At 56.8% G+C, this 14,453-nt stretch carries 12 protein-coding genes and 1 tRNA gene; 5 read left to right on the top strand and 8 right to left on the bottom strand.

Annotation, left to right across the window (positions count from 1 at the left end; all coding sequences use genetic code 11):
• Positions 1-1,314, top strand: a complete 1,314-nt coding sequence (locus tag IMCC12053_RS02525) for an HlyC/CorC family transporter (protein ID WP_062215451.1) — start codon at positions 1-3, stop codon at positions 1,312-1,314.
• A 44-nt stretch (positions 1,315-1,358) separates the two neighbouring features.
• Entirely contained in the window at positions 1,359-2,150 is a 792-nt protein-coding gene (locus IMCC12053_RS02530; RefSeq protein ID WP_062215453.1) for a 23S rRNA (adenine(2030)-N(6))-methyltransferase RlmJ, read from the top strand.
• 70 nt (positions 2,151-2,220) lie between these two features.
• Here the strand turns inward: IMCC12053_RS02530 and IMCC12053_RS02535 are convergent, their stop codons facing one another.
• On the bottom strand, positions 2,221-3,816 hold the full coding sequence (locus tag IMCC12053_RS02535) for a helicase HerA-like domain-containing protein (protein WP_062215455.1): 1,596 nt from the start codon (positions 3,814-3,816) through the stop codon (positions 2,221-2,223).
• A gap of 463 nt (positions 3,817-4,279) precedes the next feature.
• Here IMCC12053_RS02535 and IMCC12053_RS02545 point away from each other — a divergent pair, with 463 nt between their 5' ends.
• Complete coding sequence (locus tag IMCC12053_RS02545; RefSeq protein ID WP_074906323.1) at positions 4,280-4,954, top strand: invasion associated locus B family protein; 675 nt, start codon at positions 4,280-4,282, stop codon at positions 4,952-4,954.
• A gap of 86 nt (positions 4,955-5,040) precedes the next feature.
• Here the strand turns inward: IMCC12053_RS02545 and IMCC12053_RS02550 are convergent, their stop codons facing one another.
• From IMCC12053_RS02550 to IMCC12053_RS02565, 4 genes are all read right to left on the bottom strand, one after another.
• Positions 5,041-6,252, bottom strand: coding sequence for a beta-ketoacyl-[acyl-carrier-protein] synthase family protein (locus tag IMCC12053_RS02550; protein ID WP_062215459.1), 1,212 nt, complete (start codon positions 6,250-6,252; stop codon positions 5,041-5,043).
• Positions 6,249-6,515 (bottom strand): acyl carrier protein, encoded by a 267-nt coding sequence (locus IMCC12053_RS02555; protein WP_062215461.1) that lies wholly within the window; start codon positions 6,513-6,515, stop codon positions 6,249-6,251. Before IMCC12053_RS02555 ends, IMCC12053_RS02550 begins: the two co-directional genes overlap by 4 nt.
• Positions 6,516-6,632: 117 nt before the next feature.
• Positions 6,633-7,703 carry a UDP-3-O-(3-hydroxymyristoyl)glucosamine N-acyltransferase gene (locus IMCC12053_RS02560; RefSeq protein WP_062215463.1) on the bottom strand — a complete coding sequence of 357 codons (1,071 nt, stop codon included), beginning with the start codon at positions 7,701-7,703 and terminating at the stop codon, positions 6,633-6,635.
• Positions 7,704-7,856: 153 nt separating this feature from the next.
• Positions 7,857-9,506 carry a L,D-transpeptidase family protein gene (locus IMCC12053_RS02565; RefSeq protein ID WP_082389018.1) on the bottom strand — a complete coding sequence of 550 codons (1,650 nt, stop codon included), beginning with the start codon at positions 9,504-9,506 and terminating at the stop codon, positions 7,857-7,859.
• Positions 9,507-10,093: 587 nt separating this feature from the next.
• Between IMCC12053_RS02565 and mepK the strand changes: the two genes are divergently transcribed.
• Together mepK and IMCC12053_RS02580 are read left to right on the top strand one after the other, a co-directional pair.
• A complete protein-coding gene (gene mepK, locus IMCC12053_RS02575) occupies positions 10,094-10,663 on the top strand; it encodes a peptidoglycan L,D-endopeptidase MepK (RefSeq protein WP_062215467.1) in 570 nt (189 codons plus the stop codon).
• Between the two features lie 150 nt (positions 10,664-10,813).
• Positions 10,814-11,713 carry a DUF533 domain-containing protein gene (locus tag IMCC12053_RS02580; RefSeq protein WP_062215469.1) on the top strand — a complete coding sequence of 300 codons (900 nt, stop codon included), beginning with the start codon at positions 10,814-10,816 and terminating at the stop codon, positions 11,711-11,713.
• A gap of 73 nt (positions 11,714-11,786) precedes the next feature.
• Here the strand turns inward: IMCC12053_RS02580 and IMCC12053_RS02585 are convergent, their stop codons facing one another.
• The 3 genes from IMCC12053_RS02585 to IMCC12053_RS02595 all read right to left on the bottom strand — a co-directional run bounded on the left by IMCC12053_RS02585 (position 11,787) and on the right by IMCC12053_RS02595 (position 14,429).
• The gene (locus tag IMCC12053_RS02585; RefSeq protein ID WP_062215470.1) at positions 11,787-12,458 is read right to left on the bottom strand and encodes a cytochrome b/b6 domain-containing protein; all 672 of its coding nucleotides are present in this window, start codon (positions 12,456-12,458) and stop codon (positions 11,787-11,789) included.
• Positions 12,455-14,155 (bottom strand): tetrathionate reductase family octaheme c-type cytochrome, encoded by a 1,701-nt coding sequence (locus IMCC12053_RS02590; RefSeq protein WP_062215472.1) that lies wholly within the window; start codon positions 14,153-14,155, stop codon positions 12,455-12,457. The genes IMCC12053_RS02585 and IMCC12053_RS02590 overlap by 4 nt, the downstream gene beginning before the upstream one ends.
• Before the next feature lie 197 nt (positions 14,156-14,352).
• A tRNA-Arg gene (locus IMCC12053_RS02595) sits at positions 14,353-14,429 on the bottom strand.
• Positions 14,430-14,453 lie beyond the last annotated feature (24 nt).

Here is a 14,453-nt window from a genome sequence, read left to right on the forward strand (position 1 = left end):
ATGACAGATACAGCATCCCTTCTTGATTTTGCCTTTTGGGGCACTTGCGCGGCCATCATCGGCCTTTTGGTTCTTTCGGCCTTTTTCTCGGGCTCGGAAACCGCACTCACGGCCGCCTCACGCGGCAAGTTGCGCGCACAGGCAGACAAAGGGTCTGCGGGCGCAGAACGTGCGCTAAAAGTGACCGAAGATAGCGAACGGTTGATCGGCTCCGTTCTCTTGGGCAACAACCTTGTCAACATCCTCGCCACATCCTTGGCCACGGCGCTGTTTACACGCGTGTTTGGTGACAACGGCGTGGCCTTGGCCACGTTGATTATGACGGGACTTGTGTTGGTCTTTGCTGAAGTTTTGCCCAAAACATATGCCATCACCAATCCCGAGACAGCCGCGTCCCGCGTCGCACGGCCAATTGGCATTGTTGTCGCGGTGTTCTCGCCCGTTGTGTCCTTTGTGCGCGCCCTTGTGCGGTCCCTTTTGGGACTTTTGGGCGTCGAGACCGATCCAGAGGCCGATATTCTCGCCGTCAAAGACGAGATTGCGGGCGCCATTGCCCTTGGCCACGTCGAGGGCACCGTCGAGAAAGAAGACCGCGACCGCATTCTGGGTGCACTCGACCTGTCGGAACGCACCGTCGAAGAGATCATGCTTCACCGCTCCCAAATCGAGATGATCGACATTGGTTCCTCACCTGTTGAGGTCTTGGAGGCCTGTCTCAAATCTCCCCATACCCGTTTGCCTCTCTATCGCGACGACCCCGAAAACATCGTTGGCGTCATCCACGCCAAAGATCTGTTGCGCGCCATGTACAAAGAGCGCGAAGACGGCACAGGTGGACAAGATTACACCGGTTTCGACGTCTTGTCCGTTGCGATGAAGCCCTATTTTGTGCCTGAAACCACCACGCTTGATGACCAAATGCGTCAATTCTTGCGCCGTCACACCCATTTTGCACTTGTTGTCGACGAGTACGGAGCGTTGCAAGGCTTGATCACGCTTGAAGACATCTTGGAAGAGATCGTGGGCGAGATCACCGATGAATTCGACCCGACCGAGACCGCCCCTGTGCGCTCAAAAGAAACAGGGGACTGGATCATCGACGCGGCCATGACCATTCGCGACTTCAACCGCTCTACCGAATGCAACCTCCCTGACGAAGAGGCAAACACCATGGCAGGCCTTGTGATCCATGAGGCCCAAATGATCCCGATGGCAGGTCAGGTATTTTCATTTCACGGCTACCGGTTCGAGGTCGCCGCCCGCAAAGACAACCGCATCACAAAGTTGCGCATTCGCCCTCTGACGGACGCCTGAACGCGCACCCTCACCCCAAACGGCTCTCGCCCGAAGGACATCCTATGCTTTCCTACCAACACGGCTTTCACGCGGGCAATCTCGCGGACGTGCAAAAACACGCGCTGCTCGCGACCATGCTCGATTACATGACGCAAAAAGACAAACCTGTGAGCTATATCGAGACCCACGCGGGGCGTGCCTTGTACGATCTGTCGGGAGAACAATCGCAAAAGACCGGCGAAGCGGCGCAAGGCATTGAAAAAGTGGGGCAATGGTTCAAAGGTAGCCACCCCTATGCCCGCGCCCGCCGCGCCATTGCCAAGACCCACGGGGCCAATATGTACCCCGGTTCACCTGCAATCGCTCAGGCGCTGTTGCGTCCGACCGATCAGCTGCATCTGGCAGAGTTGCACCCTCAAGAGTTCTCGCACCTCAAAGAGGCCACCGCCGCGTCGCCCTCCATGGCGGGGCTGCACATCAAACAGATTGACGGGATGCAATTTGCGCAATCGGTCTGTCCGCCCGAGCCACGGCGCGGCTTGATGCTCATCGATCCCTCCTATGAGGTCAAAACCGAGTTTGAGGATTTTCCATCGCAGATTTATAAACTGCACCGTAAATGGAACGTTGGCATCATCGCACTTTGGTATCCCGTGCTCAAGAACGGCACGCATTTGCCGCTTGTCGACGGGATGAAACGCGCCAATTTCCCCAAATGCCTGCACCACGAAGTGCGCTTTCGTCCTGCGCAAAAGGGCCACGGAATGCACGGCTCTGGCATGTTCATCATCAACGCCCCGTGGGGTGTCGCCGATGAGGCCGCGCGCCTGACCAAACTGTTCAACGTGCTCTAAAACAAAGCGCGCGTCGCACTATGGTCCGTTTGGACCCTAAGCGAAGCGCGCAACGCGTGTCGCCGCGCGATTAACGGCCTTTGAACAGCCCGCCCAAAATGCCGCGCACGATGCGGCGTCCTGTGGTGCCTTTGAGTTCTTTGATCACCAGATTGGTTACGGTTGCAGCGACCCCGCTGTCCTTTGTCGTGCGGCGCGATGAGGAGCGGCCATAGTCCTTTGTCTCGTAGCGGCGTGCCTTGGAAAATTCGCGCTCCAAGTCCTTGCGGCGCTTGTCGTCCTCTTTCGCCTGTGCCGCGGCCAAGTCGGCAGCATCCTCGGCGGCTTCTGCGGCCTCGGCCTCAGCTGCTGCGGTGTCCGCGCGCTTGGTCAGCAGTTCGAACGCGCTTTCGCGGTCCAGTTTGGCCTCGTATTTGCCCGCAATCGGGGAGCTGTCGATAAGCGCCTGACGCTGGGCTTGCGTGAGCGGGCCAAGCTGACTTGACGGTGGGCGGATCAGGGTTTTCTCGGCAATCCCCGGCGCGCCTTTGGCCACAAGGAACGAGGTGACCGCCTCGCCCGTGCCCACCGATTTGATCGCCTCTTCGATGTCAAAGCGCGGGTTGGCGCGGTAGGTTTCGGCGGCCATGCGCAGCGCCTTTTGGTCGCGCGCGGTAAAGGCCCGTAGCGCGTGCTGCACGCGGTTGCCCAACTGGCCCAGAATGTCCTCTGGCACGTCATCGGGGTTTTGGGTGACGAAATAGACACCGACCCCTTTGGAGCGAATGAGGCGTGCCACTTGCTCGACCTTGTTCACCAATGCTTTGGGCGCGTCATCAAAGAGCAAATGCGCCTCGTCAAAGAAAAACACCAACTTTGGCTTGTCGGGATTGCCGACCTCAGGCAGTTCCTCGAACAACTCGGACAGCAACCACAACAAGAAGGTGGCGTAGAGTTTGGGCGAGGCCATCAGCTTGTCGGAGGCCAGAATGGAAATGCGCCCGCGCCCGTCCGTGTCGGTACGCATCATATCGGCTAATTCCAACGCAGGTTCGCCAAACAGGTTGTAGCCGCCTTGGTTTTCCAACACCAAAAGCGCGCGTTGAATGGCACCGACCGATGAGGTGGACACATTGCCGTAGCGCAGTGAGAGCGTATCAGCGTTTTCACCGACCCAGACAAGCAAGGCCTGTAGGTCTTTGAGGTCAAGCAGCGGCAGCCCCTGTTCATCGGAGACGCGGAACGCGATGTTGAGCACGCCCTCTTGCGCCTCGGTCAGCTGCAACAGCTGCGTCAGCAAAAGCGGCCCCATTTCCGCGACCGTGGTGCGGATCGGGTGGCCTTGTTCGCCGTAGAGATCCCAAAACGTCACAGGGAAACTGTCGTAGGTATAGCGATCCCCAAGACCAATGGTCTCGGCCCGCGATGTAAAAGCATCATGCAGTTTGAAATCGGGGCTACCCGCATGGCCCAAGCCGGACAAATCGCCTTTGACGTCGGACAAGAATACCGGCACGCCCGCCGCCGAAAACCCCTCTGCGAGGATTTGCAGCGTCACGGTTTTACCCGTACCCGTGGCGCCTGCGATCAATCCATGGCGATTGCCGTATTTCAACAATAGCTCTTGGGCCTCACCATAGCCAACACCGCCGCCGCCGACAAAAATGCTCTGATCCGTCTCGCTCATTCTTTGAATCCCTGATTCCCTATACTTTCGTCGGTCTTTTCAATACTTTCGGCGCTACAATACTTATTTAACCTCGTCGTGCCAGTCTAAGTGTATCTGAACACCTCCCTGTTTGGATATATGTCCTCCCTGACAGACTGGCCGCGTGATTTTTCTCGCGGCCTTTTTTTGTCATAAACAAAAGTACGCTGTTCTGCGGAATGTACGATCATAAAAAACCGTTGACCCGCGCAAATGATCGACTTAGCATTTCATCATAAGTCGACCAAGTTCGACGGGGAGATAATAGATCACCAGATCAAAGAGAGCTTTGGCCCCGCCAAGGCTCTTTTTGTTTGCGGCGCCATACGCGGCAATCCGCAATTATCCGCTAGTCTCCCGTTCAAGGTTAATTTCGCGCCTGACAGCTCTCCTGAGCCGTGATAGGACGACCCCGACAAGAATTCAGGAGATACACAGTCCCATGGCCCTAACGTCCCAATCGGTTCTCAAATACGTTCGCATCGCAGGTCTCGCAGCCCTTTTGGCAGGGACCGCGTTCAGCGCCAGCTTTGCCCAAGAGGCCACACCAGACGCGGCTGCGACAGGCACCGCGATTGAGGCCCCCGCAGACGGGACATCCGATGCAGCCCCTGCGGACGCCGCACCACAAGCCGCACCTGCGACTGATCCAGATCTGGGCAAAACCTACACCGTTGAAACCCACGGAGATTGGGAAATCCGGTGCGTAAAACTGGGCGAAGGTCAAAAAGATCCGTGCACAATGTATCAGCTCTTGCTCGACACGCAGGGCAACCAAGTCGCTGAGATCACATTGTTCAAACTGCCCGATGGTCAAGAAGCGGCCGCAGGCGGCACAATGATTGCTCCCCTTGGAACAGCACTTCAGCCCGGGATCGGACTGTCGATTGATAGCGGTCAGGCCAAACGCTACCCGTTCGCATTTTGCAACCAAATCGGCTGTTTCTCTCGCATCGGGTTCACCACCGCCGAAGTTGCCGCGTTCAAAGCGGGTTCAAAAGCCAAGGTCACAGTGGTGCCTGTAAATGCCCCAGACGGGAAGATGGTCGAACTCAGCGCGTCCCTCACAGGGTTCACAGCAGCTTACGACGCCGTGGCCAAACTCAACGCGCAATAATCGTGCGACACCTATAACAATAGCAAAACGCCGCTCCCTATCGGGGCGGCGTTTTTCGTTTCAGATCAAATCATTAAGGCAATAACTTAACTGGCTTTGCGCAGCGCTATAACCGCATTCAGCCCGCCAAACGCAAAGGCGTTAGACAGCACAACATCTACCGATGCATCGCGCGCCTCATTGGGCACCACGTCAAGTGCACATTCGGGATCCGGCTCCTCATAGTTGATCGTCGGCGCAATCACCCCGTCCTTAAGGGCCATGATGCACGCCAAAAGCTCAACAGCCCCCGTGCCGCCAATCAAATGCCCGTGCATGGACTTCGTCGATGAAATCATAATGTTATCCGCATGATGGCCGAGGGCATCGGCCACCGCCGCGCATTCGGTTTTATCGTTGGCCGCCGTTCCGGTGCCATGCGCATTGATATAACCGACCTCTTCGGGATTGACCTTGGCATCTTGCATGGCGCCCGCGATGGCGCGGGCCGCCCCCTGTTTGGACGGCATCACGATGTCCGAGGCGTCCGAAGTCATCGAGAACCCGATCACTTCGGCCAAAATCACGGCACCACGTTTTTGCGCGTGCTCATAGTCCTCGAACACGAACACCGCAGCACCCTCCCCTTGGACCATGCCGTTGCGGTTGAGCGAAAACGGACGACAAGCGTCTTTCGACATCACACGCAAGCCTTCCCATGCCTTCACCCCGCCAAAGCATAGCATCGATTCCGAGCCGCCCGTGACCATCGCCGTGGCCATGCCGCACCGGATCATATTGAACGCTTGGCCCATAGCGTGGTTGGAGGACGCACAGGCCGTAGCCACGGTAAAGGACGGGCCTTTGAGGTTGTATTCCATGCTAACGTGACTGCATCCGGCATTGTTCATCAGCTTCGGCACCACAAACGGGTGAACACGGTTTTTACCCTCTTCATAGACCATGCGGTAATTGTCGTCTTGTGTGGTTAGACCACCGCCAGACGTGCCCAAGATGACGCCCGAATGTGCCGCGAGATCACCGACGAATTCCAAACCCGACTGGCCAATCGCCTCTTTCGCGGCGACCAGTGTGAATTGGGTAAACCGGTCATAGAGCACCATTTGTTGGCGGTTGAAACGTCCCGTGGCATCCCAATCGTGGATTTGGCCACCAATTTTGATTGCCAAACGGTCAACGTCACGAAAGTTCAGCTCGGAAATACCGCACTTTCCCTCTCGCATCGCCTCCAAGGTCGCATCAACCGTCAGGCCAAGCGCGTTGACCGTGCCCGCGCCCGTTATGGCCACACGCCTCATGTCTTTTGTGCTTTGATCAGGCTCGTGACGGCATCCACGATCGAGGCCACCGAGGAGATATCAAAATCGGATTGCTCAGGCTCGTTGGCATTGAACGGCACCGAGATGTCAAAGGCTTCTTCAATCGCGAAAATGCTTTCAACAAGGCCAAGACTATCAATCCCCAGATCGGCCAAGGATTGGTCCATCGACACGTCAGACGTTTCCAGAACAGCCTGTTCCGCGATGATTTCGATGATCTGTTCTTTCACATCTTGTGACATTGACGCCTCCGGTCCTGAAATTCCGTTTGATTTAGTCTGTCTTGGCCCGTTTTTAAACAGGTTTTTGTAACGCATGGATGTAACGCTGCGGCCTTGACCCCGACATTGCTGTGCGCTTTAGCTGTCTTTTCGAGATAGCTTTGCCAGTGCGCGTGGCAAACGGCGCAGCGCCTTATACATATCGATATGGGTTTGCATCGCCACCGCAGGGTAGCCCATCATCGAGCGCCCTTTAGGAACATTCGACAATACACCCGAGCCAGCACCGATAATTGCGCCCGATCCGATAGTGATATTGTCCGCAGCGCCTGCTTGACCGGCCATAACAACGTAGTCGCCGATCACCGTGGAGCCTGCCACGCCAACCTGACCACATAACAAACAATGCGCGCCAACGATAACGTTATGGCCAATGTGCACTTGGTTATCCAGTTTACTACCATGACCGATCCGCGTGGGCCTGATGGTGCCTTGGTCAATGGTGACGTTTGCGCCGATTTCCACATCATCGCCAATGACCACACCGCCAATAGAGGCAATCCGCTGCCATGCTTGGCCCTGCGCATCGACGGACGCGCCAAGGGTTTCGCGGGCCTGCTCGACATGGCTTCTCTCAACCGTAACGAATGAAAAACCGTCCGACCCGATCACCGCCCCCGCTTGGATGATGACACGGTCCCCGATGTGCGCGCGGGCGGCGATTTTAGCCCCTGCGTGGATTAGCGCATCGTCGCCAATTTGGACGCCAGACCCGATGCTGACCTGTGGTGCAATCATGGCGCGCGCACCGAGTTTTGCGTGCGCCCCGATGACGACAAGCGGACCGATGGTGGCCCCCGCGCCAATGTGCGCCGTGGGATGGATCACCGCAGAGGGGTGGATTCCGTCCTCAAGTCCGATCCCCGCATCAAACGCCGCCGTAATACCCGCCATGGCCAAGCGCCCACGCCCGACCAGAATGGCGGCCTCAAGGCCAAGGGACTGCCAATCGGCATCGGCCCAGAGCACGGCCGCACGCGCGCCGCCCTCTTTGAGGCTATCCGCAAACCGAGGATCCATCGCAAGCGCCAGATCCCCCGCCCCCGCATCGCGCGGCTCACAGGCGCGCATCACGCATAGATCGCCGTTGCCCCCAAAAGGAGCACCAAGCTGTCGCGCCAAATCAGCGATGGTAATGGACCGTGTCATAGCGTCTCCAAGGCAAGTGTTACCAAGGACATACGGGGTTTGGCAGGTTTTGAAAAGCTCTGGCGTCTCACGCCATGTAAAGTGCGCCCTTAACCACCGTCACGAAAAAGGGCGCCCAAATTGGGGCGCCCTTTGCAATCATGGTGTCTTGGCTCAGCCGCCGACAGCGCGCAACTGAACGCCCTGTTTTTGAAGCGCCGCCCAGATTTTGGCATCGCGTCCATACACATCACGGCGGTATTCCATCCCGCCATTTGGCACCGCAATCGCCGTGCGGTATTCGATATGCACCGGCACCTGATCGTCCAAGGGAACAACACTTTCGATGCCCGTTTTCAGATGCGCATGAAACAATCCCTCAGGATCATTGGTTTGCTTTGACAACAGCTCATAGGCAAATTCGAACGGCTGATGCAGACGGATACAGCCGTGGCTAAACGCACGCGTCTCGCGCCCGAACAGTGCCTTTGCGGGCGTGTCGTGCAAGTAGATGTTGTATTTGTTCGGAAATATGAACTTTACGAGGCCAAGAGCGTTCCCATCCGAGGGCGGCTGCTTGAGCGAGAACGGGAAAGTGCTTGCGGAGTAGGCATTAAAGTTGACAGCAGAGCGCGGCACCGTCCGGCCCCGATTGTCCACCACCCGCAAATGGCCCGCCGCATTGGCGTTCTTTTGCAACAACGGCAGGTATTCTTTGGTGGCAATCGAGCGCGGCACGTTCCACGTCGGGTTGATCACCATATGCTCCATGACATCGGAGAACTCAGGTGTGCGGCGATCACCATCTGCCGCACCCACGACCGAGCGAGTGCTAAAGGTGACGCGATCATTATCAATGATCTTTGCCGTGAAATCGGTGATATTGACGCGGATGTGACGCTTACCAAGCGGCATGTTGATCCACCGCTCGCGCTCAAGCGCCACAAGCACGGATGTGAGGCGTTCAGCAGGTTCGACATTCATCTCGCGAATAGTGCCGTCCCCCGCCACGCCGTCCGCCGCCAAACCGTGGCGCAACTGAAACTGCTGCACCGCTTTTTGCATCGCACCGTCATAGCTTGCCGCCGCAGACCGTGGCAAATAGCCCATGGAGATCAAACGGTTGCGCAAAATAACCACGCCGTTTCCGGAGGCACCGGGTTCGTATTTGCCACTTGGCACCTGTTGGCCCCAACCGCCCGAGCCAAGCTGTTTTTCAAGGGTAGCTTTTTCCTTGAGAAGGCGCGCATATTCAGGTGAGGACGGGATCAGTTTGCGCAGGTAGCCCGCCGGATTTGACTTCGTGAAATTGGTGAGCACATCGATGGCATCGCGGTAAGGAACCTGACGCACAATGCCACTGTCAATCTTTGACGGGATCAACTGACCCGTTTGCATGTCGCGGGCATAATCGAGGAAGAGCTGTGCCATTTGCACTTCGGCGCGGCCCAGATCACGGTCCGACTTGATCGAGCGCAGATTGGCCTCCAACAGCGTGGTATCATAGGGGGCAAGCCCATGTGCGGGCGCATCGCGCAAGGCGCGCACCAATGCCGTGCGCCGCGAACTGGCCCGTGATGACGTGTCGGCAAACACCGGCTTGTACCCTGTCGCGCGGTAGAATTCCGACAGATCCTTTGACTTTGACGCCGCCTCCGCGATGGATTGCATCAACGCCGTCACTTGTTGCGCCGCCGCACCCGAGGGCACGATCGCCGTTGATAAAAGCGCAAGCGCCATGAGCACACGCAGTGCGTTTGCAATTTTACCCGTCCGCAACGCGCCAAACGCGACATTGGACCGGAGAACCGGATACAAAACCATAAAAGCCCCCAAAAGAAATATTATCAGTCATCGTAAATAGCAGTCCTAAAACTCTATCCGATAACCCCCGCCCGCGTGAAGTGTCATCACAACACATTCCCCATACAACCGCGTGATGCTGTCCCTTTGGTCACAATCTGGCGTAAAAATCGCGCCCCGCGACACGAAAGCCTTGACCCCGCGCAATCGGCAACTCTGACATCGCCTGCGCGCCATTCGCATCTAAAGTGTTCAAGTGTAATCGAAATTCGCCTCACTGTGGCCACATGAGCGCCGCGCAAGCAGCACTGTGTGCGCAAATTCCTGCCGATTTTGGCTGTTTTAACCAAGTTGGGGAAACTGATGCTTGGCCGGAGAATCACTTCGTGTCATAAGATCGGTACGGTTCGGGGCGCATGTGTGCCGCACCACACGACATATCGCCGACACTGCCATGTCGCGCCCCGCAACGGCCACGTTTATCATGCGCAACATGATACGGATCAAGGTTTGAGCGGGAAACATGATTAAGGATACCGCAATAAGCGGTGCATTAAAATGAAACCGCGTGAGGCGGGACTAAGGTAAGCGACGGGACGCTAGTAGATATGACGAAGACAGGTTCTAACGTGATTTCGCGGCGCGGTGTTTTGCGCGGCTTCGCAGCAGCTTCCCTTTGTGCAGCTCCAGTATACGCCAACGCGGCCGGTTTCCTGCGCGGCTCCGGTGACATTCGACGCATCCGCATGTATTCAGGTCGCACCGGCGAAAGCATGGACACGATCTATTGGATCGAAGGCGAATACATCCAAGAAGCGCTCAAAGAAGTGACCTACTTCATGCGCGACTGGCGCAACGACAAACTCAAATCCATCGACGCGCGCACCGTAGATATCATGGCGGCCGCACATGGGTTGATGGATGCAAATGAGCCCTACTTGCTCTTGTCGGGCTATCGCTCCCCCGAGACCAATTCGATGTTGCGCTCGCGCTCAAGTGGCGTTGCCAAAAATTCCCTTCACCTCAAAGGTCAGGCCGCCGATTTGCGCCTGAAATCGCGCTCCGTGAACCAAATGGCTCAAGCGGCACAATCGTGCTCGGCGGGCGGCGTTGGCAAGTATCGCGGATCGAACTTTGTCCACATGGATTGTGGCGTTGTGCGCAGCTGGAACGGCTAACCGCGCACACGCAAACAGTGACACTAAATGATGAGGCACCTTCGGGTGCCTTTTTTCTTGGCCTATACAAACTTTCGTATCGTTTCGACTTACCTTTAGGGGCGCAATGTGGCTCTATGTGCGTCTTATTTGGTAAACTTGGGGGGCGTTATGAGCCTTGTAAAAACACTTGCAAAAGTTGCTGTCGGCATGGCTGTCGCCAAAGGCGTTGGCGGCATGATGAATTCGGGCGGCGCATCACGCCAAGCCAGCTCTGGCGGTGGCCTTGGCGATTTGCTTGGTCAACTCACAGGCGGTGGTGGCGCGTCATCGGGTGGCATCGGCGATTTGCTCGGCCAACTTGGTGGCGGATCGAAAGCCAGCTCTGGTGGCGGCCTTGGTGACTTACTCGGCCAACTCGGCGGCATGGGAGGCACAGCCAAAAGTGGCGGCGGCATGGGCGATTTGCTTGGCCAACTCACAGGTGGCTCCACCTCGGGCGGCGGCTTGCAAGGCATGCTTGGTCAAATCATGGCCGGTCAAGCGGGCGGCAAAAGTGCCGGTGGGCTTGGCGGTCTGCTCGATGGTTTGTCGCAGTCTTCGCGCCCTGGCCAAGGCATCGCGGCGCGCGCGCCCGAACACGGCTCTGGCTCATTCGGGGATCTGATCAATCAAACCCTCGCAGGAGGCACACCTACCCACGCCCACGCCCCCGAACAAGAAGAGCAAGCGGCGGTGATGCTGCGCGCCATGATCCAAGCCGCGAAATCTGACGGGCGCATTGATGGCGATGAGCAAAAGACACTCATGGAACACTTGGGCGATATCGACGCGCAGGAGATGGAATTCATCAACGATGAGCTTTCAAAACCCATCGATATCAACGGATTGGCCCGCGATGTGCCGCGTGGCGCAGAACAGCAGGTCTATCTGATGTCCCTCATGGCGATTGATCTGGATAGCCAAAAAGAAGCGCAGTACCTCCACGCCTTTGCGCAATCTTTGAACCTGTCTCAGGCGCAAGTGAACGCCGTACACGATCACCTCGGCGTGCAACCACTTTACACCTAAGCGCGCCCGACACCGAAACACATAGGGCGGCCTCAATGCGGGGCCGCCCTATTTTGTCTCATCCGAAACTGCCTTATTCAGCGGCCTCACGCGGCTTTAACCGGTTTGGCTCATTGGCCTCTAAATAGGCCTCCTGCGCGTCCGTCAAATCCACCTCGTCGTACCCCGTCACCATCGGCTTAACATGGGCGCGAAACCCGTGTCCTGTGGTCAACAGATAGACATGCACGATCACAAAGGCGAAAATCACATAGGCCGCAATTAGGTGCAGATTGCGCACGATCCCTAAAATCAACGTGGCCTGTGATCCGCCATCCCAAACATTGTACGTCAAGTATACAAGGCCCGAGATCCAGATTGCGGGGAACACAAACCACTTTAACCCGAAGTATGTCGCGGCCTGAAGCGGGTTATGCTTGCGCCAATATTGCTTTTTATACGGCGCTTCCTCTCCCTTGAATATCCCGTAGGCATAGTAGCGCGCAGTTTCCAACGCCCCCTCGACCTTAGGGATAAACTGTCGCCACGCGCCGGTAGTGAACAGCCAGAAGGTTGCGAAAACCCACACGACCAGCAACACAAGCGCGGCAATGGTATGCAACATGACCGCGGGGCCAAACGGGATCAAATGATGCACCCCGTTGAGGCCAAGCCCCGTGACCATCAACACCGCGATCAAGAGCGCCTGAACCCAGTGCCATGCCCGCTCGAACCGTGGATAGACCTTAACAATACGGCGTGTCATTGCGCATCTCCCTCATGTTTGGACGTCGATTTTGCGCGTGAAATCACTCGAAGAGCGCCGTGACCCAAAACGCCCAACAGCGTCAAAAGCACCAGCAAACGTCCTAATTTGCCGACCCATGATCCCGCATCGGTTCCGGGCATTACAATGCCGGTCATCCCCGCAAGCCGCCCTTGCGCGGAGTGACATTGCGCGCAGTCCAACGCCTCATCGGCCGGTGCGACCATATGCGTGATCGGCCAATACATATGCGTGTCGATGAACCCGTATTCGCCGGAATACTCTGACCCTGCGGCCGTCATGCCCGCCTCAATAGCCTTGCCCCAATCAAAGTTGGTCCAAAATGCGGTGTCGGTGGTTGGCCCCCAAACGTGGCTGTAAGCCAGTTTGTTGAACCCCGCATCATAGGCTTGTCGACCGATCATCTGTTTGAACGGCCAAATTCGGCTGTCATCACCATCTGGTGTGCCCAAAACCTTATTGATTTCGACAACTTGCGTTGGATCGATCTGTGTTTCCGGCAAGGTGTATTCGATCGCGCCATTAAACCACGCGTAATATGGCACAACGTTCTCGCCCCATTCAAAATCGCCCTTTGTGGACAAATAGGTGTGCAACTCAGCCCCATCACTTTGGGTAAAGTTGTGCTCGGCAATCGGATTGCCCTCACCATTCAAACGCCCCGCCGTGGACCAATCCCACAGTGTTTTGGTCGCGACACCGCCCTTTGCGAACTCGGGAATGTGACAGGTTTGGCATGCCACTTTGTCAACGTGATCATTGAGTTTGAGACCCTTGATATTGATCGGATGCGGCTCAACCCCGTGACAGCTTTCACAGCTCGCCGCATCGCGCCGCTCACCGGGTTTACCGGTGCCAACCTCATCCTTGGCATCAAGCAAATACCGCGATCCGGCCCACGCATGATCACTTTCGACGTGGCAATCCGAACAGACCATATTGGCCCCGTCTTTGGACATATGCACATCGGTGTGCACATCAGGATCATAAAGGGCGGAGGACAAATCGCCGTGTTTGACGTTATCGCCACCGCCGCCATAAAAGTGACACTGACCACAATTGTCGCGATCGGGCATGCCCACACTTTGCGCCGATTTCATCAGATCGACCGCCCACGCGGCCTCGCCCGTTATGGTTTGCCCTTTCACAGGCTCGCCCGGCACCGGACCAAGGGGCGGATGCCCCGCACCCGTGGCCAATTTGGTGTATTGGCCCGACTGATCATGACACGCCAAACAATCCACCGCCGAGGATTGTTGTGGCGCAGGCTGCGTCACATCCTCCCAACCGTAGCCCGCATGACATGACGTACACCGCGCCTCATTGCCCACAACGTTACCACAAAACGCATTGATAACAGTCGATTTTCCAAGCGTCTGTCCCGTTACCTCATTCTCGAAACTCCATTGAAAATGGATCGAGTGCATGGCTTGATCATCTGCCTCGGTGTGACACGAAATACAGGCCTGCGTCACCGCAGGCCCGCTTTCAAACGGCTTTTGCAGGATCTCGAATTTTGAGTGATCGGCGGTTGAGCCGGCCCATGACGCCATCGGCACAGGCGCGCCGTGGGTCGGGGTCTCTTGTGCCATTGTATCTTGGGCATGCGCCCCAAACGACGCGGCCATGATCATGGCGCCTGCAACAACGCCAGTTTTCAACCAATTCGCGTTCATATTGTCCTCCAACCTCAACACCCGACTCGCGCGGTCGGGTGCAAACACATTCACTCCATTGAATGCCTTTTGGGGAAAGCTGACTTTGATCTGGCGCAATACGCGCCAACAGCCACAGCAAACGCGCGGCGTCACGGTGTTTTTGTTACATGTAACAGAAACTCGGAAAGCGTGACGCGTTGAAAGCCATTGTTTTGTGGTGCACCCAAGAGGATTCGAACCTCTGGCCTCTGCCTTCGGAGGGCAGCGCTCTATCCAGCTGAGCTATGGGTGCGCACGCGCCTGTCTATAGGACAAG

Source organism: Celeribacter marinus (assembly GCF_001308265.1).
Taxonomy (GTDB): domain Bacteria; phylum Pseudomonadota; class Alphaproteobacteria; order Rhodobacterales; family Rhodobacteraceae; genus Celeribacter; species Celeribacter marinus.